This is a genomic window from Gaiella occulta (genome assembly GCF_003351045.1).
GTDB classification, from domain to species: domain Bacteria; phylum Actinomycetota; class Thermoleophilia; order Gaiellales; family Gaiellaceae; genus Gaiella; species Gaiella occulta.
This window is the reverse complement of sequence record NZ_QQZY01000002.1, coordinates 410015-434669: the sequence shown is the minus strand read 5'-3', so window position 1 is coordinate 434669 and position 24655 is coordinate 410015. Positions and strand designations below refer to the sequence as shown.

The following is a 24655-nucleotide window of genomic DNA, read 5'->3' as shown; positions in this document are numbered from 1 at the left end:
ATCAAGTGCCAGCGGGCAACCTTGACTCGCCACGGTCGCCGGGTAGGGTGAGGCAGGGACGCAGGGAGACGGGGAGGTTCGACGTGCACGTGTGCTTCAGGCGATCAGACAGCCGCGCTCGCGGCGCCGCCTCCTGCCCGGCGTACGTGGAATGACGCGCCGCGGCCGCGCGCGGACACGGCGCGAGACGGTGCTCGTCGTCGACATGGGAGCGTGGGCGGCGCAGCCGACGGCGCGTTCCCTCGCCCGCGCCGGCTTCCGGGTGCTCGCAGCGGGTGTGGGAGGGCGCGTGGCGGGGAGGAGCCGGTACTTCACGGAGCGGCACGTGATCCCCCCCGCGCTCGAGCAGGAGGCGTTCGCCGAACGGATCGAGCGGATCTGCGCGCGCGAGCGCGTGGACGTCGTCGTGCCGCTGACGGACGAGATCCTGGGGGGATTGCTGTTCGGGCCTGCGTCGGGCGGCCCCTGGGCCGTCGTCGGACCGACCGCAGAACAGTTCACCCGGTTCTGCGACAAGGCCGTCCTCCTCGAGACCGCGGCGGCGGCGGGCCTGGCGTCGCCCGCGTCCACCGTGGTAACGCCAGCGGGGGTGAGCGGGCCGCTCCCGCCGCTGCCCGCGTACGTGAAGGTCGTGAGCGGCCCGGATGCCGGTCGGGCGGTGCCGCGGCCCGTGCGTGTCGGCGACGCAGAGTCGTGCGAGCGGGAGGTACGCCGTCTCGTCGAGCGCGGGGAGGTGGTGCTGATCCAGGAAGAGGTCGTCGGCCGTCAGCTGCGCTTCCACTTCGTGCGCCGTCACGGCAAGATGGCGCACCTGGCAGCGCGCACCCTCGCCAACTACCCGTTCCGGGTCGGCCAGTCGACGGTTTCCCAGTTCCTGCCGAGCCCGCCGGAGCTCGTCGAGGTCAGCGTGGCCCTGCTCGAAGCGGGCGGATACGAGGGCGCAGGCGTGATCCAGTACGTCGAGCGCGGAGGCGTCTGGTACGTGCACGACGTCAACCTGCGCATGCCGTCCTCGGTCGACGCCACCATCGCCGCAGGTCTGGACATGCCGCGGTTTGCCGTCGAGATCGCCCTCGGGCGCGTTCCCGACCTCGCATCGGCTCGACCGCGGCCGCTACGCCACGTGCAGCTGAACGGGGAGGTGCTTGCGCTTCGCGACGCCCTCGGCGGCGTCTGCGTCGGCCGCTCGGCGGCGAGGATCGCCGCGGGGCTCGCAGTCGCCGTGGTCGCGCCCGGTCGGCAGCTGGCGCCGCTCGACGTCACCGATCCGCTGCCGACGCTCGCGGCCCTCACGGCGGCCCGGCGAGGCTCGCCGAGGCAGCTGCCGAGCGCGCCGGATCCCGCCCAGCCGGCGAAGAGCGCGTAGGGCACCTCCGCCGCCGCCCTCTCGGGCGGCTCTGCCGTATCAGCGCGCGGCGCGTCGATTCTCTGCGAGAACCGACAGCGGCACGTGAGCAAGGCCCGCCATCAGCCGGCGGGCGGTGCGCTCGATGCGGGCATGCACGAGGCGCGGTTCGCCCGTGAGGTCGACGACGCTCTCGATCTCGACGACCCCGCTCGGAGTCCCGATCCGGATCGGGCCCGAGGCCGCCGCGACGAGGGCGTCCGCCACGACCGTCCCGGGGATCCGCGCGGCGGCCCCGACACAGGCGGCGACCGTCGTGGCGACGGCGGGGTGAGGAACACCCATCGAGAGCCCGCGCACGACGAGACTCACGTCCGCGGCCTCGACGCGCCCGCCGCCGCGGTCGACGTACGCCGCAGGAGGATGAACGACGTAGATCTTGGGGATCGTCGGACTGTCCGCCCGCGCCCTCTCGACCCGGCGGACGAGGCCGAGCCGCACGGCGCCCGCCGCGCGGAGCGCCTCGAGGCGCTCGAGCACGACTCCGTCGAGCCGGTCGGCGAGAAGCACTTCGACGTCGAGGCCGATCTGCGAGGCCTCGACGAAGACGGTCGGGTTGCCGGCGTCGACGAGCGACACCGGGTGCCGGCGCCCGAGCGACGTGATCGTCTCGCGGCGGAGACCGGTCGGCAGCAGGCCGCGGCCCAGCGTTGCGCCGAGCCCCGTCAGCTCCATCGCCACGGACGCACCGGTTCCGGGCACGCCGGCGATCGCGGTGGTTCCGGCGGTGCGGGCCTTCGTGCCGGCGGTGAGCACGTGCGCGACGACCGTCTGGCCGCTGTTGACCACGCGGATACGGATGGACGTCGCCGGCGACCGTGGTCGCACGAGGCCCTCGTCGACGGCGAACGGCCCGACGGCGGCGAGCATGTTGCCGCAGTTGCCGACGTAGTCGATTCGCGGCTCGTCGGTGCCGACCTGACCGAAGAGGTAGTCGACGTCGGCGTCGTCGGCGCTCGACCTGGAGACGATCGCTACCTTGCTCGTCAGCGGCGTGGCGCCGCCGATGCCGTCGAGCTGGCGCGTGTCGGGGCTGCCGAACACCGCGAGGATGACCCGGTCGCGCACGAGCGGGTCGAGGGGCAGGTCGTCGGCGTGGAAGAAGACGCCCCTGCTCGTGCCGCCGCGCATGACGACGGCGGGGACAGCGAGCTGGTCGCCGTGCACGACCGCGGCGGGCCAGTGCTCCCGCAGGAGGCCCTCCGGCGGGGCGGCGGCGTCGGTGCGGCGACGCCCACCGGCCCGAGCGAGCCCGAGCCGCTCAGTCACGTGAGGAACCCCGCTGCGACGCCTCTGCGGCGCGTCGCCGTCGATCGCGTCGCGCCCCACGCGCCCGCGCCCGGATGCTCATGAGCGGCCACGTTGCTTGATCACCTGCCGGCGGCCCGCGAGCGACTTTCCGGCGCGGACCTGCCAGAAGAGCTGCAGCGCCGCCCGCGCCCGGCGCGAGGGGGCGACGACGAGGAACTCGTTGTGGAACTCCAGCTGGTTGCTCCAGCGAAGCTTGGCCGGATCGGGATTGAGCGACAGATTGAGTGTCCGCTCACGCCGCGAGATCGCCTCACGGATCGACGCCACGATCAGCGCCGTGGCCGCGCCGAGGTGCCAGTAGGCAGGATCGACGCCTGAGAACGACAGGAAGACGTCACCGTGCGCGCGCAGCACCACGCGGCCCGCGACGGGATTCGCGTCGACGTGGCAGAGGGCGACGGAGGCGTGGCCGGTAGCGGCGAGCCCCGCGGAGGCGTCGCGGGCGAACCGTGCGTAGGCTTCCTCGTCGAAGTAGTCGCTGTGCGGGAGGTGGTCGCGCATCGCCGCCCGCCTCCGGTGGAGAGCCTGGACCCGGCGCACGGCTTCCGGCACCGCCTCGCCCTCGGCGAAGACGACCTCGGAGCTCCCGTCCAGCGCCGCGAGCCGGTTCTTGCTGCGCCGGATGGCCTCCTTCAGGTTGCGCTTGAGCGCAAGCTCCTCCCAGCTCGCCGGCAGGGGCAGCAGGACGAACGGGCGAATCCCCTTGTGGGCCGCGAACACCCCTCGGCGCTGCCAGGCCTCCGGAACCCACTCGTCGTCGAACCAGCCCTGCTCGGGCGTCATCGTCAGGCCGATCCAGTCGTAGCTGCCGAGGTTCCCTACGATCACGTGCTGCACGAGGGCGCGCATCGTCGTCCGCCACCTCTCGCGCGCGACGAGGATCTCGCTCATCTCGGTGAGAGGATCTTCCGGCCGGGGGCTCCCACCGGCGACCTGGAGGCACCGCGCCCGGATGGGACCGAGCCTGTACGTCCGCTTGTAGAAGGGGGCGACGCCCATGAGCTCGCCGCCGCTCCGCGCCGTGAGGACGAGACGCCGCCGCTCGTCGCCGACGAAGTGCCGCAGCCACGAGGTGACCCAGGCGGGATGGGCGAACGGGTTCCGCGTGAGAGAGCGGCCGAAGAGCTCGAGCCACTCCGCCTCGATCCCGCGCAGCTCCTCGTCGCTGCGCAGGACGTCGAAGACATACCGCTGCGGGCCCTGACCGCTCACGAACTCGTCCTCGGGCGCTGCGCGGAGCGAGCGCGTGCCGGCGGAGACGATCTCCGGCGCGAGCGGGCCGGCCTCGCGGGCGCCGGCAGCCGTCCAGGCACGCGCGTTCGCGTCCCCTCACGGTCGGTTGATGCTCCCCCAGCGCGCGGCCGCCGCCCGATCACCCGTCTCCCCAAACGTTGCTCGGCCTTCCGCGACCGCAGCGGGCGGTCGCGCATGTCTCAGTATCGCCCTCCGGCCGGCATCTGCAACCCTGCAGCCGTGAAAGAGCCGCCAGATTACGATCGGCAGGGCCAGCTGCGATCAGCCGCGGGCTCACGCGCAGCCGAGGACGCTCTTCAGCGCCGACTTGCATACGCACCCTCGCGGCTCCGCCCGCATCGGTCCCTATCCTCGCTTCGTGGCAGACGAGTTGGAGATCGAGTTCTACGCCGACGTGAACGGGCGCGTGCCCTTTCGCGAGTGGCTCGACAAGCTCAACGAGCCGAAGCGGCTCGCGATGATCGCTGCGACCGAGCGGATTCTTGTCAAGCTTGGGCCGGGGGTATGCGGCTCGGAGTGGGGAAGGAAGCTCGGCGCTTCAATCTTCGAGTTCCGCGTCCGTCATACCCTCGAAGAGATCAAGGCGATGTTTCCCGAGCAGCCGGAACTCGGGGCGAAGGTTGCGGCCGAAGTCGTCAGTAGGCGCGGCGAGAAGGCGAAGAAGTCTCCGACCAAGATCGTCCTGCGGGCCTTCTGCCACCTTCGTCCCGGCGGCAAGATCCTGCTCATCCTCGGAGGCTACGACAAGGGCGAGGATCCGAGTCCTCGCCGGCAACAGAAGGAGATCGAGAACGCCCGGAAGCGCCTCAAGGAGCTTCAGATCAGGGAAGCGCGGGAGAAGAAGGAGGCCCAGCGCCGGGGCGAGGCGCCTCCAAAGCAGCCCTCAAGGAATCGGCGCCGGCGCCGATGATAGAGTTGCGCCGCGTATGGGGTTTACCCCATACTGTGGTTGGGCTATGACGAAGGGGGCACCAATGGCAACCACCAACTTCAAGGACTACGTCAAGAACGTCGAGGCGAACCTCAGCGAGGAGGGCCGCGCGACCCTGGACGCCTTCCGGGAGCACTACGACCTGGCCTACCAGCTCCTCGAGTTGCGGCGCGAGCACGAGCTGACACAGAAGGAACTCGCCAAGATGTCCGGGATCCCGCAAAGCGAGATCAGCCGCATAGAGCGCGGCGTCGCGAACCCCACGAAGGCCACCATTGAGGCGCTCAGTGGCGCGCTTGGTGCCCGACTCGCCCTCGTCCGCGAGCCGGCCAGCGTCGCGTAGCCATACGCGTAGCTCTGCCGTGGCTACCCGCCGTGGCAGTTCTTGTACTTCTTGCCGCAGCCGCACGGGCACTGATCGTTGCGGCTGATTTGGTTCCTGTCCCGCTTGGACTGGGCAAGCTTGGTGAGCAAGTCGAGCTGCCGGCGGTAGAAGTCGTCGAACTCCTCGACCTTGCCGCCTGTCTCCGAGAGCAGAAGGCGGGTGATCCGGCCGTAGGTGAACAATCGCTTCCTCCTGGTGCTCGGGCATGGAGATCCAGTGGGCGTACGCCATATCCTCGAACAGCGAGTGGAGTGGACACCATACTGTCGGGGCTCGGCACTAGGCTGACCGTGTGTCTTTGGTGAAATCGAAGCAGCGGGTCGCTGACCACGGGGAGGTCTTTACGCCCAAGTGGATGGTCGAGGCGATGCTCGACTTGGTGAAGGGCGAGACGGAGCGCATTGATTCCCGCTTCCTGGAGCCGGCGTGCGGGAGCGGCAACTTCCTCGTGCAGATCCTGCGGCGCAAGCTCGCCGCCGTGGAGCTCAAGTACGGTAAGTCCGACTTCGAGCGGCAGTACTATGCGCTGCTCGGGCTGATGTGCATTTACGGCATCGAGCTGCTGGCAGACAATATTGCCGAGTGCCGCGCGAATCTGCTGGAGATCCTCGCCGAGTACCTGAATTTGGATGAGTCGGCCGAACTCTACCTCGCCGCGTCCTACGTGTTGTCTCAGAACCTCGTGCACGGCGACGCGCTGACGATGCGCACCCACGACGACAGGCCCATCATCTTTGCCGAGTGGGGCTACCTGGGCAAGGGCAAATTCCAGCGGCGCGACTTCCGCCTCGACACCCTCGCTACGTCTTCGATGTTCAGTGCCGAGGGGTCGCTCTTCGCCCACCTTGCAAAGCACGAGCTCTTCACGCCGACCAAGACCTACCCGCCGATGACGGTCAGCGAACTGGCGGCCGAAGGGTCTGGCGACGTACAAGCGGAGGCGTCGGTATGAGCGGGCAGGCGACTTTCGCCCTGCGCGGGCGCAACCCGGACGTGCTGACGTGCATTGCGAACCTCTCCAACGACGAGGTGTTCACGCCGCCGGAGTTCGCGAACCGGATGCTGGATACGCTGGCCGAGGCATGGGAGGCCGGCAACGGCGGCGCGAACATCTGGGCGGACAGCAGGGTTCGGTTTCTCGATCCCTGCACCAAATCCGGCGTGTTTCTGCGCGAAATCACCAGCCGCCTCACCAAGGGGCTGGCGCAGGAGATCCCGGACCTGCCGGCGCGCGTGGACCACATCCTGACCCGGCAGGTTTTTGGCATCGGCATCACGCATCTCACGAGCCTGCTGGCGCGGCGCAGCGTGTACTGCTCGAAGCACGCCAACGGCAAGCACTCGATTGCCAGGAGCTTCCGCAGCGACGATGGGAACATCTGGTTCAAGCGGATGGAGCACACCTGGCAGGACGGCAAATGTGTCTATTGCGGCGCGAGCCAGAAGACGCTCGACCGCGGCGAAGGGCTGGAGACCCACGCCTACGCGTTCATCCACACCGACGACATCATGGCTCGGGTAACCGAGCTGTTTGGAGGCGACATGCAATTCGACGTCATCATCGGAAATCCACCGTACCAGCTGGATGACGGCGGCTACGGGACGAGCGCCGCGCCCATCTATCAGTTGTTCGTTGAGAAGGCGCTGGCGCTTGACCCACGCTACGCCGTCTTCGTGACCCCGTCGCGCTGGATGGCCGGGGGCAAGGGGCTCGACAAGTACCGCGAGCGCATGCTCTCCGACAGGCGGATGCGGCGCATCGTGGACTACCCGAAGCTCTACGAGGGCTTCCCGGGCGTGAAGATACGGGGCGGGATCTCCTACTTCCTGTGGGACCGGGAGCACAACGGCCCGTGCGAGATACAGACGATCTGGGACGGCAAGCCGACCGGGCCGGCGGTGGCGCGATACCTCGACGCCTACGACGTCCTCGTGCGCCGGAATGAAGCCGTTCCGATCTTGGAGAAGATTAGGGCCAAGGGCGAACCGACGCTCGATCGCCGCGTTTCCAGTCAAAAGCCCTTTGGGCTGCGCACGTTCTTTCACGGTAAGCCTGATCCCAAGAACATTAAGAATCCCGTCAAGCTCTTCGGATCTCAAAAAGTCAGCTACGTCAAACGCTCAGACATTCCGACGAACGTCGAATGGATCGACAAGTGGAAGGTACTCATGACGCGCGTGCAGGGCACGAGCGCTGCGATTGAGACCAAGTTCCTCAGCAAGCCGATCATCGCTGCGCCCGGCACAGCATGTACTGAGAGCTACCTCGTCGCGGGGCACTTCGACAGCGAAGACGAAGCCAAGAACTACGCCACATACCTGCGTACCCGCTTCGTTCGCTTCCTTGTGTCGCTCCGCAAGTCCACACAGGATGCGCCGAAGCATGTCTACGCTTTCGTCCCGGACCTTCCGCTGGACCAGGAGTGGACCGACGCCAAGCTCTACAAGCGCTACGGACTGACCCAGGACGAGATCGCCTTCATCGAGTCACAGGTGGCGGAGCACGACCGCGAGCTGTTCGACGAAGCAGCCCCCGACGACGATGAGTAGACCGATCGAGGACATCCTTGCCCCCAAGCCGCAAGCCAGGCCGCGCATCTACGCCTATGCGATCGACGATGCGGCGCACGCGGGGCTGCTCAAGATCGGCCAGACCACGCGCGACGTGAAGCAGCGCGTCGCCGAGCAGCTCAAGACCGCTGCCATCAGGAACTACCGGATCGAACTCGACGAGCCCGCCGAGCGCGAGGACGGCAGCATCTTCACGGACCACGAGGTGCGCGCGGCGCTCGTGCGCAAGGGTTTCGAGAACGCCGATCTGGAATGGATGCGCTGCACGGTCAAGGACGTGAAGACCGTGCTCAACGAGCTGCGTACGGGCCAGCGATTCACCGGTACGCATCACGAAACGTTCGCGATGCGCCGAGAGCAAGGCGAGGCCGTGAACAAGACGCACGCCTACTTCCACTCCATCTGGAAGGAGGACATGCACGCGGTCCCGCGCTTCCTCTGGAACGCGAAGATGCGCTTCGGCAAGACCTTCGCCACGTACCAGCTCGCCAGGAAGCTCGGCGCCAAACGGGTGCTCGTGGTCACCTTCAAGCCCGCCGTCGAGGATGCGTGGCAGACCGACCTCGAGTCCCACGTTGACTTCGATGGGTGGCAATACCTCTCCCGCAACTCCGACCACGATCCGACGGAGATCAATCACCGGAAGCCGGTCGTCTATTTCGGCTCCTTCCAGGATCTTCTCGGCCGCGATGCAGCGGGGAACATCAAGGCCAAGAACGAGTGGCTGCACCAGGTGAAGTGGGACCTCGTGGTGTTCGACGAGTACCACTTCGGTGCGTGGCGCGACACGGCCAAGGAGCTGTTCGAGGGCGAGGAGGAAGCGGTCGCCAGGAAGGAGGCGAAGATCGAATACGGCGCGGGCCTGGAAGACGTGAACGAGGACCTCACCGAACTCTCGGAGAAGGAGACCGAGTTCCTGCCCATCACCACCAAGGCGTATCTCTACCTTTCCGGCACGCCGTTCCGGGCGCTGGCCACGGGCGAGTTCATCGAGGAGCAGATCTTCAACTGGACCTACACCGACGAGCAGCGTGCCAAGGAAGAATTTGCGAGGGCGAATCCTGGCCAGCGCAACCCTTATGGCGCGCTGCCGCAGATGCGGCTGCTGACCTACCAGATGCCGGACGAGCTGGTGGCGATCGCAAGCGCCGGGGAGTTCGACGAATTCGACCTCAACGCGTTCTTCGAGGCATCAGGCACGGGTGCCTTCGCGCAGTTCAAACACAAGAACGAGGTGCAGAAGTGGCTGGACATCATCCGGAGCGGCCACATGCCCAAATCGGTCGAGCACCTGAAAACGGGCACGCGGCCGCCGTTCCCGTATTCGGACGTGCGCCTGCTGCCGTACCTGAAACATTCCTTCTGGTTTCTGCCCAACGTCGCCGCCTGTCATGCGATGGCGAACCTGCTGGCGGAGAAACACAACACGTTCTGGCATGACTACGAGGTAATCGTCGCCGCGGGTGCTTCGGCAGGCATCGGCCTGGAGGCCTTGCCGCCGGTGCGCCGGGCCATCGGCAGCGGGTTTGAGACCAAGACCATCACGCTGTCGTGCGGCAAGCTCACGACTGGCGTCACCGTGCCGCAGTGGTCCTCCATCCTGATGCTGCGCAACCTGAAGTCGCCGGAGACCTACTTCCAGGCCGCGTTCCGCGTGCAGTCGCCGTGGTCCATCAAGAACCCAAACGGCGACAACCCGAACGAGGAAGAAATCCTCAAGCCCGTCTGCTTCGTGTTCGACTTCGCGCCGACCCGAGCGCTGCGCCAGCTCTCTGAATATGGCATCGGCCTGTCGCCGAACGAGCCGAATCCGGAGAACGCGGTGAAGGACCTGGTGTCCTTCCTGCCGGTGCTGGCCTACGACGGCGCGAACATGACGCAGATCGACGCGGGCGGCATTCTCGACATCGCGATGGCGGGCACCTCGGCCACGCTGCTGGCGCGCAAGTGGGAGTCGGCGCTGCTGGTGAACGTGGACAACGACACCTTGCGCCGCGTTTTGGACAACCCAGAGGCTATGGCCGCCGTGGAGCGCATCGAGGGCTGGCGCGCGCTGGGCGACAACATCATCGAGACCATCATCAACAAGAGCGAGAAGGTCAAGGACCTCAAGAACAAGGCGAAGAACAAGGACTTGTCGGAAAAGGAGAAAAAAGAACTTTCCGACGAGGAGAAGGAATACAAGTCCAAGCGCAAGCTGGTTCAGGAGAAGCTGATCAAGTTCGCGACGCGCATCCCCGCGTTCATGTACCTGACGGACTTCCGCGAGAACACCTTGCAGGACGTGATCACCAAGCTCGAACCGGACCTGTTTCTCGCCGTGACGGGCCTGACGGTGAAGGACTTCCACCTGCTCGTGCGGCTCAAGGTGTTCAACACCGAGCAGATGAACCAGGCCGTGTTCGCGTTCCGGCGGTATGAAGACGCGTCGCTCCGATACACCGGCATCGACTCCCACCCGGGCCTTACGCACTACGGTCTATACGACACCGTGGTTGCTCGCGAAAACGCCGAAGCGGCGTGAAGCGCTGTCCGCCTGCTCGGTGTAGCCCCCGCGGCACAGGTGCAGTACGGCGCGGTAAGTGAGGGTGGCGCGGGCGAAGATGGCGAAGATCAGCAAGCGGTACAGCTTCCCGCCCGCGGCGCGGCCGCGCGGCTGGTGTGTCCAGGCGTACGCGGCAGGTTCTCGGCCACCTCGAACTGGGCGGCGAACTTCTCGCCGACGGCGTCCTTGTCCAGCTCAGCAGGCGGGGTGTCCATCGGCGCAGCGTACGCCCGTGGGCCGTACGTGATCTCGGCGGCCGGGACGCGGGGAGTGGGGAGCGGCCGTCGGCGCGCGTCCGAGAGCACGAGCGTCCCTTCGGGCGGGTTGCCGGCCGCGGCCCGGTGCCGGCCATTCGCTCGGCGTCGTCGGAAAGCGGCACGTCCCGGCGCGAGGCGTGGGACTTCGGCCGCACGAGCGGGTAGGAGCCGCTCTCGCCGAGGTGCCGGTCGAACGCGTGCCGCACGTGGACGCGGCCTGCATCTGCGCGGTCGTCGCGTACCTACCTGTGTTCGCCGACGACAACGTCGGCATCGACCGGGCCGCCGGGCCGCGTAGCTAGAACCGCTTCCGCCAGAACATCCCCAGCCATCCGGCGGACGCCCGCTTCTCGCCGCGCGCGTTCACGGACACCTTCGCCCCGCGCGGACCCGCCGACAGCGACGGCCCGCGCTTGCTCACGTTCAGCCTGAGCCCCGGCGCGACCTTGAACGACTTGCGAAACCCGAACGCCATCTCTCCTCCCTCTCCTTGTGGCTCCAGTATGCGCGTCCGGCCACGACGGCGTAACCCCTTCGGTCCGTGCATCTCAGAGGCCTGTCGCCATCCGGCGCCGTCTGGCCTGGAGTTCGTGTATCGATCCTGTGCCAGTCCGAGCTCCGAACGCGCCAGCGTCCGAGAGGGGAAAACCCCCTGTCCTGCGGGGCCATTCGCAGCAGGGGCGGCAGGACTCGAACCTGCAACCCCCGGTTTTGGAGACCGGTGCTCTGCCAATTGAGCTACGCCCCTGGGTTGCAGTGACGGAGTGTAGCCTCGGTGTCGTGCAGCGTCGTGCGCTCGCGCTCCTGTTCCTCGCCATCGCGGCGTCGCTTGCCGCGATCGCCGTGTACTCGGCGCTCGCGGGCGGGCGGGCGCTCGTCATCGCGGCGGCGGCCGCGGGCCTCGCGCTCTGGATGGGCGACCTGGCGCGCAAGGCGTGGCCGTGACCGCGGAGGCGATAGAAGAGTCTTCCGGCCGACGGCGTATTCTCTATTCCGTGTCTGTGAAGCCTGGGGGCGATACGCAGGCGCTTTGGCAGGATTTTCGGCGCACGCGCGACCGCGCGCTTCGCGATCGGCTGATCCTGACCTACGCGCCGCTCGTGAAATTCGTGGCCGGCCGCCTCGGGGCGAGCCTGCCTGCGCACGTGGACGAGCAGGATCTCGTCTCGTACGGGCTGCTCGGCCTGATCGGCGCCATCGAGCGCTTCGACCCCGACCGCGAGATCAAGTTCGAGACGTACGCGATCAGCCGCATCAAGGGCGCCATCATCGACGAGCTGCGCTCGCTCGACTGGGTGCCGCGCTCCGTGCGCACCCGCGCACGGGAGATCGAACGGGCGATCGCCGAGCTCGAGCGCTCGCTCCACCGTGCGCCCAGCGACGAGGAGATCGCCGCGAAGGTCGGCGTCACCGTCGACGAGCTCGAGGAGAGCCTGTCCGAGATCTCCCGCTCGTCGATGGCCGCTCTCGACGAGCTGTGGGCACCGTCCGGCGGCGGCGACCAAATCGCGCTCATCGACACGATCCAGGACGAGGGCGCGCCCGACCCCGAATCCTCGCTCGAGCAGTCCGAGATGCGCGAGGCGCTCGGCGAGGCGATCGCACGCCTGCCCGAGCGCGAGAAGCTCGTCGTCACCCTCTACTACTACGAGGAGCTGACGCTGCGCGAGATCGGCGAGGTGCTCGGCGTCACCGAGTCCCGCGTCTCGCAGCTGCACACGAAGGCCGTGCTGCGCCTCAAGGCACGCCTTTCGGGCGGCATGCGCGAGCCGGCCGAGACGTAGCCGCAGCGGGCAGGGTCCTGGCAGGGCGGGGCCGCGGCCGGGAGCCTCCCACACGCGCAAGCAGCGTGCCGTGCGGCCGCGCGGGATGCGCGTGGTCGCGGTGTCAGAGGTTCTAAGATCGACCAACCCCAGACATCGCGAGGAGGAACGGACGCCCATGGCCGCAATCGAGCCCGGAAAGATCCGCAACGTCGCCGTCGTCGGCCACCGTGGCACGGGCAAGACGTCCCTCGTCGAGGCGCTGCTGTACCAGACGGGCGAGGTGAACCGCCTCGGCACGATCGAAGCGGGCACGACGGTCTGCGACTGGGACGAGGACGAGCAGAAGCGGCGCATGTCGATCTCGCTGGCGCTCGCGCACACCTCCTGGCAGGGGCGCAAGATCAACCTCATCGACGCGCCCGGGGACCCGAGCTTCCAGGGCGAGTCCCACTGCGCGCTGCGCGTCGTGGAGGGAGCGCTCGTCGTCGTCAACGGCGTCATGGGGCTCGAGGTCGGCACCGCCAGGGTGAAGAGCGTCGCCGACGGGCTCGGGCTCTCCCGCGTCCTCTTCGTCAACATGCTCGACCGCGAGCGCGCCGACTTCTACCGCACGCTCGCGCAGATCCAGGAGCAGTTCTCGTCCAAGTGCGTGGCGGTGCACCTGCCGATCGGCTCCGAGCATTCGCTGCGCGGCATCGTCGACGTGCTCCACATGTGCGCCTACCTATCGCCGGACGGCGGCAGGGAGGGCGACCCCGTGCCCGTTCCGGACGACATGGCGGAGGTCGCGCAGGAGTACCGCGAGAAGCTCCTCGACGAGGTCGTCCAGACCGACGAGGCGCTCATGGAGCAATACCTCGAAGGAGGCGAGCTGGACGCGCACGCCGTCACCGCCGCCCTCAAGCTCGCGGTCACACGCGGCGAGGTGTTCCCCGTCGCCTGTGGCGTCGCCACGCAGAACCTCGGCACCCACGCGCTGCTCGACCTCATCGTCGAGGGCGTGCCGTCGCCGGGGAAGAAGGGCGCGCCGATCGAGGTCGCGGGGGCATCGACGGCCGCCTTCGTGTTCAAGACGCTCGCCGACCCGTTCGCAGGGCGCATCAACCTGTTCAGGGTGCTCAAGGGAGAGGTCGGCGCCGACTCGACGCTCGTCGATGCACGCGGCCATGCCAAGGAGCGCATGGGGACGCTGCTGCAGCTGCAGGGCAAGGAGCACACGAGTGCGAAGGAGTTCGGCGAGGGCGACATCGGCGCCGTGGCGAAGCTGAAGGACGTGCAGACCGGCGACCTGCTCAGCGACCGCGAGATCGCGGCAGAGCTGCCCGAGATCGCGTTCCCGGAGCCCGTGATGAGCTTCGCGATCACGCCGCGGACGAAGGGCGAGGAGGAGAAGGTGGCGACGGCGATCCGCCGCCTCGCGGAGGAAGACCCGACGCTGCGCCTGCGCCGCGACCCGCAGACCGGGGAGGAGATCCTCTCCGGCATGAGCCAGATGCACGTCGAGGTCGCGCTCGAGCGCGCAAAGCGGCGCTTCGGCGTCGACATCGAGCTGCATCCGCCGCGCGTGCCCTACCTCGAGACGATCCGCGCGCAGGCGCGCGCGCAGGGACGCTACAAGAAGCAGACGGGCGGCCGCGGCCAGTTCGGCGACTGCCACATCGTGATCGAGCCGATCGACGGCGGCGTCGGCTACGAGTTCGTCGACAAGATCGTCGGCGGCGTCATCCCCCAGAGCTTCCGGCCGGCGGTCGACAAGGGCATCCAGGAGGCGATGGCGCACGGCGAGCTCGCGGGCGCGCCCGTGCAGGGCGTGCGCGTCGAGCTCGTCGACGGCTCCTACCACACGGTCGACTCGTCGGAGATGGCGTTCAAGATCGCCGGCTCGATGGCGTGGAAGGAGGCCTACGCCAAGGCGAGCCCCGTGCTGCTCGAGCCGATCATGGAGCTCGAGGTGACGGTGCCCGACGAGGCGGTGGGCGCGGTCAACGGCGACCTCAACGCCCGCCGCGGGCGGCTGCACGGGATGGAGCCGGCCGGCGGCATGACGACGATCAAGGCCGAGGTGCCGCTTGCCGAGCTGCTCACGTACGCGCAGTCGCTGACGTCGATGACCGGGGGCCGCGGAGAGTACGCGATGCACTTCCTCCGCTACGAGGAGGTGCCCGCGCACGTCGCCCAGAAGGTGATCGAGGAGACGCGCAAGGCCCGCGAGGCGGCGGGCGCCGCATAGGCCACGCGCGCCGCAGAGCGGGCGCGTGGTGGAAATCCCCTGCAAGCAGGCTATAGTGGGCGGCCCATGCGGGTGATCAAGACGACGGCGGCGCGGACGTGCGCCATCTGCGAGCGGACGCTCCTGCAGGGCGAGCACGCGCTGCGCTTCTCGCCCGACGGGCACCGCTTCGTCGACGTCTGCCCGCTCTGCCCGGACATCGCGCTCGACTACGGCTGGGTGCGCGAAGGCGTGAGCGTGTCGCCGACGCTGCAGCAGCTGCCGCGCCGGCGCCGGCAGAAGTCGTTGTGGCAGACGCTGCTCGGCGCCCGCGAGGAGCGGGTCGAGCCCGTCGTGTCCGAGCCGACCCTGCGCCGGCTCGGGGACGAGGAGATGGCCCTCGTCGAGGCCGCCGAGCTGTTCAACCAGACGCAGTTCCGCCGCACGGTGGCCGGCGTCGCCAAGGCGCTCGGCGAGCCGCGCGTCTCGATCGTGCCGCTCTCGGGCGTCAACAGCGAGATGGTGCTCACGTTCGCCTGGGAGATCTCGTGGTACCAGTATCGTGTCTCGCCGGAAGCGCCGCAGCCGGTGCGGGTCGCCGAGCGCGGGCAGGACATCGCCGATCTCGCCCTGAGCTACCAGGAGTGGAACGCGACGGCGACCGAGGACGGCCGCGTCGTGCCGAGCATCGAGCGTCTCTAGGAGTCGCTCGGCCCGCGCTCGCCGCGAGAGCGCCCGTACACTGCGGCGCATGGCAACCACCCGGGAGAGAGCAGGCAAGAATTTCATCGGCGGCGCGTGGGTCGACGCCGCCTCGGGCGAGACGTTCGAGTCCCTCGTCCCCGCCACCGGCGAGAGCCTGGGCGCGTTCCCGCGCTCGAGCGCGGAGGACGTCGACCGCGCGGTCGCCGCGGCGAAGGAGGCGTTCGCCGACTGGCGCCTCGTGCCGGCCCCGCAGCGCGGCACCATCCTGCTGCGCTTCGCGCAGCTGCTCGAGCGCGACAAGGCGGAGCTGAGCGAGCTGATGAGCCGCGAGATGGGGAAGGTGCTCGCGGAGGCCGGCGGCGACGTCCAGGAAGCGATCGACATGTCGATCTACATGGCCGGCGAGGGGCGTCGCATGTTCGGCCACACGACGCCGTCGGAGCTGCGCGACAAGTTCCAGATGTCGGTGCGGAACCCGGTCGGCGTCGTCGGGGCGATCACGCCGTGGAACTTCCCGATCGCGATCCCGGCCTGGAAGCTGGCGCCGGCGCTCGTGTGCGGCAACACGGTGGTGCTCAAGCCCGCGGAGGACACGCCGCTGCTCGCCGAGCGCCTCGTCGAGCTGCTCGCGGAGGCGGGCGTCCCCGCGGGCGTCGTCAACCTCGTGCACGGCTTCGGCGAGGAGGCCGGCGACCGGCTCGTCAGGCACCCGGACGTGCCGGTGATCACCTTCACCGGCTCGCGCGAGACGGGCGTGCTCGTGACGAGGAACGCGGCCGACATGCTCAAGCACGTGCACCTCGAGCTCGGCGGCAAGAACGGCATCATCGTCATGGACGACGCCGACCTCGACCTCGCCGTCGAGGGCATCGTGTGGTCGGCGTTCGGCACCAGCGGGCAGCGCTGCACCGCCGCGAGCCGCGTAATCGTGCACGAGCACGTCGCCGACGAGCTCGCCGGGCGCCTCGTCGAACGCGCCGAGAAGATGCGCATCGGCCCCGGCTGGGATCCCTCCACCGACCTCGGCCCCGTCATCAACGCCGCCGCGCTCGAGAAGATCGACGCCTACTCGAGGATCGGCGTCGACGAGGGCGCCGACCTGCTCACCGGCGGCGAGCGCGCGAGCGACGGAGATCTCGCCCGCGGCTTCTACTACCGGCCGACGATCTTCGCCCGTGTCGACCCGCGGATGCGGATCGCGCAGGAGGAGATCTTCGGGCCGACGACCGCGCTCATCCCCGTGCGGAGCTTCGAGGAGGCGATCGCGGTGACGAACGGCATCCGCTACGGCCTCTCGTCGTCGATCTTCACCCGCGACGTCAACCGCGCCTTCCGCGCCATGCGCGACCTGCAGACGGGCATCACCTACATCAACGCGGGCACGACGGGGGCCGAGGTGCACCTGCCGTTCGGCGGCACGAAGGACACCGGCAACGGCCACCGCGAGGCGGGCCAGGCGGCGCTCGACGTGTTCACGGAGTGGAAGTCGATCTACGTCGACTACTCCGGCCGGCTGCAGCGGGCGCAGATCGACAACGCGTGAGGGGAGGGGCGCGTCTCCGACGGCGCGCCCGAGCCCGCAGAGCGCTGCGACCACGATCGCGCTCCCGCTAGGTTGTCGCTCGATGCGGGCACGCCTCTACACCGACGGCGGCGCGCGCGGCAACCCGGGGCCCGCCGCGGCCGCGTTCGTGCTCGAGGCAGAGGACGGCGCCGTGCTCGACGCGCGCGGCGAGGCGATCGGCGTGCAGACGAACAACGTCGCCGAGTACACGGCGCTGCTCAACGGCCTGCGCCGCGCCGCCGAGCTGGGGCTCACGGAGGTCGAGGTCGTCTCCGACTCGGAGTTGATGGTCAAGCAGATGCGCGGCGAGTACAAGGTCAAGAACGCCGCCCTGCGGGCGCTGTCGCTGGAGGCGGCCCGCCTCGCTCGCGCCGTCGGCTCGGTCACCTACACGGCCGTGCGGCGCGAGCACAACGTGCTCGCCGACCAGCTCGTCAACGAGGCGCTCGACGCTAGTCGGCCTCCCGGCGCACGCCCAGGATGACGATGTAGCGACGCTCGACGCTGATGCGGCCGTCGGCGCGCCGGCTCTCCTCCATCAGGGCGACCATGTCGCGGTCGAGCCGAGCGCGGCGCTCCTCGTCGAGCGACCACCACAGCGTGTGCGTGGGGCCGTAGTTGTCGCGGAAGACGGCCCACATCTGCTCGGCGCTGTCGCCCTCGTAGCGGGAGTCGAGCTCGACGAACTCGAGCTCGAACCAGCGGCCGAGCATGCGCTCGGCGTAGGCCTCGTCGCCCCACTGGAACGGCGATCCGGCCCCGTCGGGCGGCGGCGGCAGGAACGGCGCCATCGTCCTGAACATGGCGCCGACGCCACTCTCCGCGCGCCAGGCGGTGAGGCCGAGGCGCCCGCCCGGACGGCAGACGCGGGCGAGCTCGGCTGCGACGCGCGCATGGTCGGGCGCGAAGATGACGCCCACACCGGAGGAGACGACGTCGAAGCTCGCGTCGGGATACGGGAGGCTCTCGCAGTCGGCCACCTCCAAGGTGATATCCAGGCCTGCCTCCGCCGCCCGCCGCCGCGCCGCCTCCACGAGCGCCGGGGCGAGGTCAGACCCCGTCACCTCGGCGCCGCCGCGCGCAGCTCTGAACGCCACGTCGCCCGCTCCGCAGGCGAGGTCGAGCCAGCGCTCGCCCGGTCGCGGGCCGAGCCGCTCCGCGAGCTCGTCGTGCGTGTCGGCGATCGTCTCCGCGATGTTCTCGAACGGGGCCGAGCTCCACACCTCCGCGTGCCGTTGCTTGAGCTGCTCGAACGCCATCTCCGTCTCCTCTTCTCGTTGCGGAAGGCACGATCCTACTGCGTCGCGGCGCCGGCCGTTGCCGCCGCGACCCGGCTCGGCTAAGGTGGAGTGGATGCAGTGCGCGCGCCGACCCTCTCCGCATGCCGATCTCGGCCTGCCGGCGCTCGCCCTCCTCCTTCCCCGCTAAGGGGATGCGAGCGACGACATACCCGTGCCCGTGCACCCGCACACAGCGGGAGAAGTCCGCCCCGAGGAGGAGTTGAGCCCGATGCCGATGCCGTTCCACAAGTACCGCCCCTACGAGACCGTCGACCTGCCCGACCGCACCTGGCCGGACGTCGTTCTCGAGCGCGCCCCGATCTGGTGCTCCACCGACCTGCGCGACGGCAACCAGGCGCTCGTCAACCCGATGGACAGCGCGCGCAAGCGCCGCTTCTTCGACCTGCTGCTCGCGCTCGGCGTGAAGGAGATCGAGGTCGGCTTCCCGTCGGCTTCGAAGACCGACTTCGACTTCACGCGGTCGCTCGTCGAGGAGGGGCTGATCCCGGACGACGTCACGGTCGCCGTGCTCACGCAGGCGCGGCCCGAGCTGATCGAGCGCACCTACGAGGCGATCGACGGGGCGCGGCGGGCGATCGTGCACCTCTACAACTCGACCTCCGTGACCCAGCGCCGCGTCGTGTTCCGGCTCGACCGGGACGGCGTCACCGACCTCGCCGTGCGGGGAACGGCGCTCTGCAAGGAGCTCGCGGCGGCGACGGCGACGGAGATCGTGTTCCAGTACTCGCCCGAGAGCTTCCACCACACCGAGCTCGACTACGCGCTCGAGGTGTGCGAGGCCGTCGCGGCGGAGTGGGGGCCGACGCCGGAGCAGAAGATGATCGTCAACCTGCCGACGACGGTGGAGCAGTTCCCACCGAACGTGTACGCCGACCGGGTGGAATGGTTCGGCCGGCACTTCTCCCACCGCGACGCGGCGATCCTCTCCGTCCACCCCCACAACGACCGCGGCACCGCCGTGGCGACGGCGGAGCTCGGCCTGATGGCGGGCGCCGAGCGCGTGGAGGGGACGCTGTTCGGGAACGGCGAGCGCACGGGGAACGTCGACCTCGTCACGATCGCGCTCAACCTGTTCACGCAGGGCGTCGACCCCCGGCTCGACCTCTCTCGCATCGACGAGGCAAAGGCGATCGTGGAAGAGTGCAACGAGCTGCCCGTGCACCCGCGCCACCCGTACGCGGGCGAGCTCGTCTACACGGCGTTCTCCGGCTCGCACCAGGACGCGATCAAGAAGGGCATGGACGCGCAGGAGCGGTCGGGATCGGAGGTCTGGGACGTGCCGTACCTCGCCATCGATCCGAAGGACGTCGGGCGCAGCTACGAAGCGATCATCCGCGTCAACTCGCAGTCGGGCAAGGGCGGTGTCGCCTACCTGATGGAGTCGGAGCATCACCTCGAGCTCCCGCGCGGGCTCCAGGTCGACTTCGCGCGCACGGTGCAGCAGATCACCGACGCGCGCGGCGGCGAGCTCACGGCAGACGAGCTGATGGATGCGTTCCGCGCCCACTACCTCGACCACGTGCGCCCGTACGAGCTCCTCGCCTACACGCATGCGAGCGAGGAGGACGCCGACCAGATCGCGGCGCGCGTGCGCGTGGACGGCGAGGAGCGGGTGATCGAAGGCGAGGGCAGCGGCCCCGTCGCCGCGCTCGTGAACGCGTTCGCGCAGGCGTTCGGCGTGTCGATCTCGATCCGCCACTACCACGAGCACGCGATGGCCGCGAGCGCCGACGCCAAGGCCGCGGCGTACGTCGAGGCGGACGTGGACGACGAGGCGTTCTGGGGCGTCGGCGTGCACGGCTCGATCCTGACCGCGTCGCTGCGGGCCGTCGTCAACGCCGTCAACCGCGCGGTCGCGGCCCGGAAAGCCGCACAGGCGGCGGTGGAGGCCTTCGAGTCGGCCTGACCCGACCTGCCCGGAGCCGACATCGCGCCGGGCGTCGTCGTTCACGACGGCATGACGAAGGCGGAGGGCGGGGCCGGCCGCGGCCCCAAGCCGATACCCGGCGCATCCTGTTCGCCGCCGGATCGGGTTCGACTCCGGCGCGCCGGGCCTCCCGCTCGTCGCGCGAGCCGCTGCGCCGAGCCGTCGCTATAATCGCGCTCCCACGCGGATGTAGCTCAGTTGGTAGAGCGTCTGCTTGCCATGCAGAAGGTCGTGGGTTCGAGTCCCATCATCCGCTTCGAGAAGCCCCGTATTTGCGGGGCTTCTTTGTCTTTGCGGGCCGTTTGTCGGAAGCGCGTTTGGGACGTACGAACAAGAGCCGGCCTTCGTTAGCCCGGATCGTTCGATAGGCGGGTGAGGCCGCGTTCGGGCGGCGCCCTCGGCCGGTCGGGCGAGCAGTGTGCTCTCGCGGGTTGGGCGCTCGGCACTCGTGGGTTGGTTGAGCAGGCGCGAGGCCGTCGGGGCGGCGTTCGCGAGCAGGCCGAGGCCCCGTTGTCCTGCTGGGTCAGTGTGCGAACGCGACTGGCTGCGGCCTATGGTGCCTGCGGGCCTATGGTGCCTGCGGGAGCGCGCGCAGGCGCGCGAACGCCTCGACGAGCTCGTTGCCCCAGGCCCAGCCGCGGGGGAGGTGGAGGCGCAGCCGCCGAGCGTGGCGGGTGAGCCGGCCGGCGACGTGGAGGAGCCGGTAGCGCAGCCGCTTCGGCTCGCAGCGGGCGAGTTCGCCGCTGAGCAGGAGCCGCTGCGTCCAGGCGAGCAGATCCTGCGCGCAGAGGACGAGCTCGAGCCAGGCCGTGTTGGCGGCGAACGCGCGGAAGGGGAGGTTGCGCAGCCCGGTGTCCTTGCCGCAGCGGATCCGGTCCTCGACCACGGCGTGCTGGCGGTGGAGCTGCTCGAGCCGCTCGATCCTCCTGCCCTGCTGGTTGGTGATGAAGACCTGGAAGCGGTAACCGTTGTCGTCGGTGAAGGAGAGCTGCGCGCCCGGGTGCGGCCGCTCCCGGCGGCAGATCGCCCGCGTGCCGGCCGGCCAGCCGTTGCCCTCCAGGTCGAGGGCGAGCTCGGCCACGGCCGCCCCCTCGCGCTGCTCGCCCGCCTGGGTGAGCGCCGGCCGCCAGGCCTGCTCGGGCACGGCGAGGATCGCCTCCCTGACCGGCTCGGTCAGGTCGAAGCCGACCGAGAAGCGGAAGCCGCGCTCGACGACGTGGTCGAGGAAGGCGTGGGTCGCCCCGCCGGAGTCGGCCCGCACCAACAGCCCCGGCCCGACCGCCCCCTCGGGCAGCTGCGCCAGCGCGAGGTCGAGCACCGCGACGTGGTCAGCGGCCGTGTTGGCGCCCGCGTTGCCGGGCCGCAACACACCCGCCCGCGCCTCGTCCGTCTCCGCCTCGTAGCAGAGCAGCGGATGGAAGCCGAAGCCGTGCTTGTAGTTGCCGGCCGCCTGCTCCTTGTCGGAGTGGGCGGTGATCAGCGTCGCGTCGAGGTCGAGGACGACACGCCGCGGCGCCCCGGCCAGCTCCCAGACGTGCGCCCGCGCCTTCGCCCGCGCCTGGCGCACCGCCACCAGCCGCTGCGGGTCGAGCGCGGCGAGCGCCCGCCAGGCGGTGGCATCGGAGGCGACCTCGCCGAACAGGGCCGGCTGGTCGCGCAGCGCGCTCAGGTCGGCCAGGCAGTCGCCGCCATCGGCGAGCATCACCGCCAGATCACACAGCGTCCGGCCGGGATCGTGGCGCGAGCGACGCTGGCGCACACCCACCATCGCCTGCGCGAGCGCCCCGGCCAGACCGACCCGGTCAGCGAGCCCGGCGAGGACGGCGGTACCTGCCCGCGAGGTCAAACGGTCGGCGTCCGCCACGATTTGTACGCTCTCAACCAGCTCCGTACGCTTCACCTGCATGGTGATCCTCCTGGGCAGGGAGATGGGGCTTCGACACCTCCAATCCTCCCTGCCCAGGCGCACATCACCCGACCGCGAGAGCGCACGGCCCGACCTGCAAATGAACGACCCGGGCTAGGCTGAGGCCGGAGTTGCTTCCGGTGCGGTCAGTTGCGCCATGATGGCACCTCCGTCGAGCCACACGTTCTCGCGCGAGATCCGGTCGTCCTTGAACTCCCAGACGTGCAGCATCCGGAACGAGATCTCGCGGCCGTGGCCGGGGACCCCGAGGAACTCGCCGGTGACGGGGCCGTGCCATTGGTGCTCGATGACGCAGAAGTCCTCGCCGTACCACGTGCGGTTGACGTCCATCCGCTCCGTCTTGATGTTCTGGGTGAGGAACTGGTAGAAGCCGCGAGCCGCCTCGACGCCGGTCAGCGGTCCAGAGGGCATGCCGACGACATCGTGCACGACGTCGTCTGTGTACATTGCGACGCAACCTACGGGATCGCCGGCCTTCTCGGCGGCGAGGTGTTCCCCGATCAGCCTGTCCATCTCGCTGCGTTCCATGTGACCTCCTGCTAGGTTTAGTACGTGACGCGTACTACATATAGTACGTCGACCGTACGAGCAGTGTCAACAACCCCTGCTATGCAGCAGCGGGCGCCCAGCCTCGTCGGTCGACTTCGTGTCGCCTACGACCTCGCCCGCGACGAGATGCTCGCCCTCGTCCGCGAGGCCGGCCACCCGGATGTCACCGGGGCGATGATCACCCTCTTCCGGCTCACCGGCATTGACCAGCGCCGACCGGGTGAGATCGCGGCGACCGCACGCCTGTCAAAGCAGGCGACCAATGACTTTCTGAGGGAACTCGAGCGGTTACGCTACGTCGAGCGCCATCCCGACCCGTCCGACGGCCGCGCGCGCATCATGAAACTCACCAAACGCGGCCACGAACTCGACGCAGCCGTCTGGGCAGCCGGTCGCAACGTCGAGCGATCGTGGGCGGCGCGCATCGACCGCAAGCGCATGGCTACCTTCAATGAGGTGCTCGACGAGCTCATCGCCGGGCACGACCGAGATTGAAGCTCGCGCGCCGGGCGACGTCCCCCCGGCTGCGACGCGCGCGGGCCGAGTCTCTCGCAGCCGTCCTCAGCGCGCCACGCGATTCACGCAGCGCTGAGGGGCTGCTTAGCCGGTAGCTCGAGCGCCTTGGACTCGGTGGCGGCGTGCTTCGCCGTAGAGCGGCTCGGGGGCCATGTCTAGGCCGCCGGACCAGGTAGCCGTCCCCGCCTCCGGATCGGACCTCGACCCGTGCGAACTCAGCCGGATCGTTGAGCGGCTCGAAGACGCCGCGCCACTCGCGACCGGCGAAGTCGACATCCCCGACCGTGCCGTCCTCGAACGTGAGCCGGAGGCGGTACTCACCGAGGACATCGACTCCCGTGATGTCGACCATCTGGTCCACACCCACATCTCACGGCGGCGGGTCGATCGGCTCGAGCGGGCTCTTCGCGTCGAGCCCGCTCCCAGTTTCCGAGCAACTCCTCTCGATGGAGTGCAGCCCACTCGACGACCAAAGCCAGCGCCCGGTGCGGCAGCGACCCAAGCGACGAGCTCGCCGTCGAGCCCGATCGACGCGGCGTGATCCGCGTAGCGGGCATGGAAATGCGGCCGAGCGTGTGCTCCCCCAGTCCTCGTCGCTGTGTCGCCCGCTGGCGCGAACCTTGAAGACGAGCCCGGGGTCGACGCCCTCGACGACGCGATTCTCGCGAGCGATGGCGCCTGCGCGCTCGAGCTGTCGCCCGAGCCGCTCGCCATGGCGGCGAGGGTTACGCGCGGGTTGAGGGCCGCCCGCCGAGCCTTGGGGTCCGTCTGAAGAAGGATCTGGGATGTTCGGTGTAAGTCCTGTTGTCTATTTTGTTAATCATTGATCTCGATTCGTCCTTCGAATGTCACTGCGAACGCGTTGAGGGCGGGCTTCCATCGGTTGATCCAGCGTCGTTGGCCTCGTCCCGTAGGGTCGAGGCTGCGGACGGCGGTTACGACGTCGCAGACGTCGGGTCCGCCGACGACGGCGCGTCGTCCGGCCGGGGCGTCGCGGAAGATGACCCCCGGTGGCGGTCGAGGCGCATTCCCTCGTCGATGTAGCGTTGGGCAAGCCGGACGATCGGCTCACTGCTCTGCACGCTTCGCGCGCGGAGGGCTCGAGGTGCCGCGGATTCGAGGCGTATCGGTTGCCTGCCCCTACGCGGGAGCGCGCGTGGCGGCCGAGAGGACGAGCCGCGCGGACGCGACGAACGCGAGCGTGAGCACGAGCGTGGTGGCGAGGAACGCGAGCTGCCGCGGCTCGTCGAGGCGGCCGAGCGCGGCGGCGCGCACGGCCACCCCGGCCGGGATCCCGACCGCCCACGTGAGGAGCAGTGCCCGCACGGTGCGCGCGCGGTAGAGCCGCGTCAGCGCGGCGGCCGCGAACCAGCCGGCGAGCAGCGGCACCACGTCTTCGGCCACCGCGCGCAGCGACACAGCGCCCGTGTGGGAGACGATCCCCGCCGCCGCGAACGCCACGATCGCCAGCGTGTCGGCGGCCGCGAGCGTGGCCGGGCGCAGCGGGGGAGAGAGGGACAGGCGCACACGTC

Annotated in this window: 26 protein-coding genes and 2 tRNA genes; 16 read left to right on the top strand and 12 right to left on the bottom strand. The window is 69.3% G+C overall.

From position 1 onward, the window contains the following. Positions 1-151: 151 nt before the first annotated feature. Positions 152-1366, top strand: coding sequence for an ATP-grasp domain-containing protein (locus Gocc_RS05770; protein WP_114795564.1), 1215 nt, complete (start codon positions 152-154; stop codon positions 1364-1366). A gap of 39 nt (positions 1367-1405) precedes the next feature. On the opposite strand, the gene Gocc_RS05765 is transcribed toward Gocc_RS05770, so the two are convergent. Continuing rightward, complete coding sequence (locus Gocc_RS05765; RefSeq protein WP_147281194.1) at positions 1406-2674, bottom strand: PrpF domain-containing protein; 1269 nt, start codon at positions 2672-2674, stop codon at positions 1406-1408. 78 nt (positions 2675-2752) lie between these two features. After that, the gene (locus tag Gocc_RS05760; protein ID WP_114795562.1) at positions 2753-3928 is read right to left on the bottom strand and encodes a GNAT family N-acetyltransferase; all 1176 of its coding nucleotides are present in this window, start codon (positions 3926-3928) and stop codon (positions 2753-2755) included. 400 nt (positions 3929-4328) lie between these two features. Here Gocc_RS05760 and Gocc_RS05755 point away from each other — a divergent pair, with 400 nt between their 5' ends. Together Gocc_RS05755 and Gocc_RS05750 are read left to right on the top strand one after the other, a co-directional pair. After that, complete coding sequence (locus Gocc_RS05755; RefSeq protein ID WP_114795561.1) at positions 4329-4880, top strand: hypothetical protein; 552 nt, start codon at positions 4329-4331, stop codon at positions 4878-4880. A gap of 64 nt (positions 4881-4944) precedes the next feature. Beyond that, positions 4945-5244: a helix-turn-helix domain-containing protein gene (locus Gocc_RS05750; RefSeq protein WP_181813411.1), complete on the top strand. Its 300-nt coding sequence runs from the start codon at positions 4945-4947 to the stop codon at positions 5242-5244. A gap of 23 nt (positions 5245-5267) precedes the next feature. On the opposite strand, the gene Gocc_RS16030 is transcribed toward Gocc_RS05750, so the two are convergent. Beyond that, positions 5268-5468: an SEC-C metal-binding domain-containing protein gene (locus Gocc_RS16030; protein ID WP_181813410.1), complete on the bottom strand. Its 201-nt coding sequence runs from the start codon at positions 5466-5468 to the stop codon at positions 5268-5270. A gap of 110 nt (positions 5469-5578) precedes the next feature. Here Gocc_RS16030 and Gocc_RS05740 point away from each other — a divergent pair, with 110 nt between their 5' ends. Genes Gocc_RS05740 through Gocc_RS05730 form a run of 3 tightly spaced genes read left to right on the top strand, consistent with a single transcriptional unit; the run spans position 5579 to position 10381 of the window. Next, the gene (locus Gocc_RS05740; RefSeq protein ID WP_114795558.1) at positions 5579-6238 is read left to right on the top strand and encodes a DNA methyltransferase; all 660 of its coding nucleotides are present in this window, start codon (positions 5579-5581) and stop codon (positions 6236-6238) included. Next, a complete protein-coding gene (locus Gocc_RS05735) occupies positions 6235-7836 on the top strand; it encodes an Eco57I restriction-modification methylase domain-containing protein (protein ID WP_114795557.1) in 1602 nt (533 codons plus the stop codon). Before Gocc_RS05740 ends, Gocc_RS05735 begins: the two co-directional genes overlap by 4 nt. Further along, positions 7829-10381, top strand: coding sequence for a GIY-YIG nuclease family protein (locus tag Gocc_RS05730; protein WP_114795556.1), 2553 nt, complete (start codon positions 7829-7831; stop codon positions 10379-10381). Before Gocc_RS05735 ends, Gocc_RS05730 begins: the two co-directional genes overlap by 8 nt. Before the next feature lie 89 nt (positions 10382-10470). On the opposite strand, the gene Gocc_RS16025 is transcribed toward Gocc_RS05730, so the two are convergent. After that, the gene (locus Gocc_RS16025; protein ID WP_181813409.1) at positions 10471-10617 is read right to left on the bottom strand and encodes a hypothetical protein; all 147 of its coding nucleotides are present in this window, start codon (positions 10615-10617) and stop codon (positions 10471-10473) included. 179 nt (positions 10618-10796) lie between these two features. On the opposite strand from Gocc_RS16025, the gene Gocc_RS16020 reads away from it, so the two are divergent. After that, a complete protein-coding gene (locus Gocc_RS16020; protein WP_181813408.1) occupies positions 10797-10961 on the top strand; it encodes a hypothetical protein in 165 nt (54 codons plus the stop codon). On the opposite strand, the gene Gocc_RS05725 is transcribed toward Gocc_RS16020, so the two are convergent. Further along, positions 10958-11134, bottom strand: a complete 177-nt coding sequence (locus Gocc_RS05725; protein ID WP_181813407.1) for a DUF4236 domain-containing protein — start codon at positions 11132-11134, stop codon at positions 10958-10960. The two genes, Gocc_RS16020 and Gocc_RS05725, sit on opposite strands and share 4 nt — an antisense overlap. Before the next feature lie 200 nt (positions 11135-11334). Then, positions 11335-11407 (bottom strand) — tRNA-Trp (locus Gocc_RS05720). A 32-nt stretch (positions 11408-11439) separates the two neighbouring features. On the opposite strand from Gocc_RS05720, the gene Gocc_RS16015 reads away from it, so the two are divergent. From Gocc_RS16015 to Gocc_RS05695, 6 genes are all read left to right on the top strand, one after another. Then, positions 11440-11604: a hypothetical protein gene (locus tag Gocc_RS16015; RefSeq protein WP_181813406.1), complete on the top strand. Its 165-nt coding sequence runs from the start codon at positions 11440-11442 to the stop codon at positions 11602-11604. 50 nt (positions 11605-11654) lie between these two features. Then, positions 11655-12443, top strand: a complete 789-nt coding sequence (whiG, locus tag Gocc_RS05715) for an RNA polymerase sigma factor WhiG (RefSeq protein WP_114795554.1) — start codon at positions 11655-11657, stop codon at positions 12441-12443. A gap of 157 nt (positions 12444-12600) precedes the next feature. Then, positions 12601-14655, top strand: coding sequence for an elongation factor G (fusA, locus tag Gocc_RS05710; RefSeq protein WP_114795553.1), 2055 nt, complete (start codon positions 12601-12603; stop codon positions 14653-14655). A gap of 66 nt (positions 14656-14721) precedes the next feature. Further along, a complete protein-coding gene (locus Gocc_RS05705) occupies positions 14722-15336 on the top strand; it encodes a hypothetical protein (RefSeq protein ID WP_114795552.1) in 615 nt (204 codons plus the stop codon). A gap of 49 nt (positions 15337-15385) precedes the next feature. Continuing rightward, positions 15386-16882 (top strand): aldehyde dehydrogenase family protein, encoded by a 1497-nt coding sequence (locus Gocc_RS05700; protein WP_114795551.1) that lies wholly within the window; start codon positions 15386-15388, stop codon positions 16880-16882. Between the two features lie 82 nt (positions 16883-16964). Continuing rightward, entirely contained in the window at positions 16965-17387 is a 423-nt protein-coding gene (locus Gocc_RS05695; protein ID WP_114795550.1) for a ribonuclease HI family protein, read from the top strand. On the opposite strand, the gene Gocc_RS05690 is transcribed toward Gocc_RS05695, so the two are convergent. Further along, positions 17356-18162, bottom strand: coding sequence for a class I SAM-dependent methyltransferase (locus tag Gocc_RS05690; protein WP_114795549.1), 807 nt, complete (start codon positions 18160-18162; stop codon positions 17356-17358). The genes Gocc_RS05695 and Gocc_RS05690 overlap by 32 nt on opposite strands. A gap of 256 nt (positions 18163-18418) precedes the next feature. Here Gocc_RS05690 and leuA point away from each other — a divergent pair, with 256 nt between their 5' ends. Beyond that, positions 18419-20110, top strand: a complete 1692-nt coding sequence (gene leuA / locus Gocc_RS05685) for a 2-isopropylmalate synthase (protein WP_114795813.1) — start codon at positions 18419-18421, stop codon at positions 20108-20110. 204 nt (positions 20111-20314) lie between these two features. Next, a tRNA-Gly gene (locus Gocc_RS05680) sits at positions 20315-20387 on the top strand. 312 nt (positions 20388-20699) lie between these two features. Here the strand turns inward: Gocc_RS05680 and Gocc_RS05675 are convergent. Continuing rightward, positions 20700-22037 (bottom strand): IS1380 family transposase, encoded by a 1338-nt coding sequence (locus Gocc_RS05675; protein WP_114795548.1) that lies wholly within the window; start codon positions 22035-22037, stop codon positions 20700-20702. A gap of 114 nt (positions 22038-22151) precedes the next feature. After that, positions 22152-22586 carry a nuclear transport factor 2 family protein gene (locus tag Gocc_RS05670; protein WP_114795547.1) on the bottom strand — a complete coding sequence of 145 codons (435 nt, stop codon included), beginning with the start codon at positions 22584-22586 and terminating at the stop codon, positions 22152-22154. Positions 22587-22667: 81 nt separating this feature from the next. Between Gocc_RS05670 and Gocc_RS05665 the strand changes: the two genes are divergently transcribed. Beyond that, complete coding sequence (locus Gocc_RS05665) at positions 22668-23102, top strand: MarR family winged helix-turn-helix transcriptional regulator (RefSeq protein WP_114795546.1); 435 nt, start codon at positions 22668-22670, stop codon at positions 23100-23102. Here Gocc_RS05665 and Gocc_RS17065 read toward each other — a convergent pair. The 3 genes from Gocc_RS17065 to Gocc_RS05650 all read right to left on the bottom strand — a co-directional run bounded on the left by Gocc_RS17065 (position 23077) and on the right by Gocc_RS05650 (position 24650). Further along, a complete protein-coding gene (locus Gocc_RS17065; RefSeq protein WP_422717982.1) occupies positions 23077-23475 on the bottom strand; it encodes a DUF2442 domain-containing protein in 399 nt (132 codons plus the stop codon). The genes Gocc_RS05665 and Gocc_RS17065 overlap by 26 nt on opposite strands. Then, a complete protein-coding gene (locus Gocc_RS17060) occupies positions 23441-23680 on the bottom strand; it encodes a DUF4160 domain-containing protein (RefSeq protein ID WP_422717979.1) in 240 nt (79 codons plus the stop codon). The genes Gocc_RS17065 and Gocc_RS17060 overlap by 35 nt, the downstream gene beginning before the upstream one ends. Positions 23681-24263: 583 nt before the next feature. Continuing rightward, the gene (locus Gocc_RS05650; RefSeq protein WP_181813405.1) at positions 24264-24650 is read right to left on the bottom strand and encodes a DUF3054 domain-containing protein; all 387 of its coding nucleotides are present in this window, start codon (positions 24648-24650) and stop codon (positions 24264-24266) included. Positions 24651-24655 lie beyond the last annotated feature (5 nt).

Bases quoted from the DNA above. Each gene is read 5' to 3' on its own strand.
- Gocc_RS05770 (WP_114795564.1), top strand. From the start codon at position 152: ATGACGCGCCGCGGCCGCGCGCGGACACGGCGCGAGACGGTGCTCGTC.
- Gocc_RS05750 (WP_181813411.1), top strand. From the start codon at position 4,945: ATGGCAACCACCAACTTCAAGGACTACGTCAAGAACGTCGAGGCGAAC.
- Gocc_RS05735 (WP_114795557.1), top strand. From the start codon at position 6,235: ATGAGCGGGCAGGCGACTTTCGCCCTGCGCGGGCGCAACCCGGACGTG.
- Gocc_RS05730 (WP_114795556.1), top strand. From the start codon at position 7,829: ATGAGTAGACCGATCGAGGACATCCTTGCCCCCAAGCCGCAAGCCAGG.
- Gocc_RS16025 (WP_181813409.1), bottom strand. From the start codon at position 10,617: ATGGACACCCCGCCTGCTGAGCTGGACAAGGACGCCGTCGGCGAGAAG.
- Gocc_RS05725 (WP_181813407.1), bottom strand. From the start codon at position 11,134: ATGGCGTTCGGGTTTCGCAAGTCGTTCAAGGTCGCGCCGGGGCTCAGG.
- fusA (WP_114795553.1), top strand. From the start codon at position 12,601: ATGGCCGCAATCGAGCCCGGAAAGATCCGCAACGTCGCCGTCGTCGGC.
- Gocc_RS05705 (WP_114795552.1), top strand. From the start codon at position 14,722: ATGCGGGTGATCAAGACGACGGCGGCGCGGACGTGCGCCATCTGCGAG.
- Gocc_RS05700 (WP_114795551.1), top strand. From the start codon at position 15,386: ATGGCAACCACCCGGGAGAGAGCAGGCAAGAATTTCATCGGCGGCGCG.
- Gocc_RS05695 (WP_114795550.1), top strand. From the start codon at position 16,965: ATGCGGGCACGCCTCTACACCGACGGCGGCGCGCGCGGCAACCCGGGG.
- Gocc_RS05690 (WP_114795549.1), bottom strand. From the start codon at position 18,162: ATGGCGTTCGAGCAGCTCAAGCAACGGCACGCGGAGGTGTGGAGCTCG.
- leuA (WP_114795813.1), top strand. From the start codon at position 18,419: ATGCCGTTCCACAAGTACCGCCCCTACGAGACCGTCGACCTGCCCGAC.
- Gocc_RS05675 (WP_114795548.1), bottom strand. From the start codon at position 22,037: ATGCAGGTGAAGCGTACGGAGCTGGTTGAGAGCGTACAAATCGTGGCG.
- Gocc_RS05670 (WP_114795547.1), bottom strand. From the start codon at position 22,586: ATGGAACGCAGCGAGATGGACAGGCTGATCGGGGAACACCTCGCCGCC.
- Gocc_RS05665 (WP_114795546.1), top strand. From the start codon at position 22,668: ATGCAGCAGCGGGCGCCCAGCCTCGTCGGTCGACTTCGTGTCGCCTAC.
- Gocc_RS17065 (WP_422717982.1), bottom strand. From the start codon at position 23,475: ATGGTCGACATCACGGGAGTCGATGTCCTCGGTGAGTACCGCCTCCGG.
- Gocc_RS17060 (WP_422717979.1), bottom strand. From the start codon at position 23,680: ATGCCCGCTACGCGGATCACGCCGCGTCGATCGGGCTCGACGGCGAGC.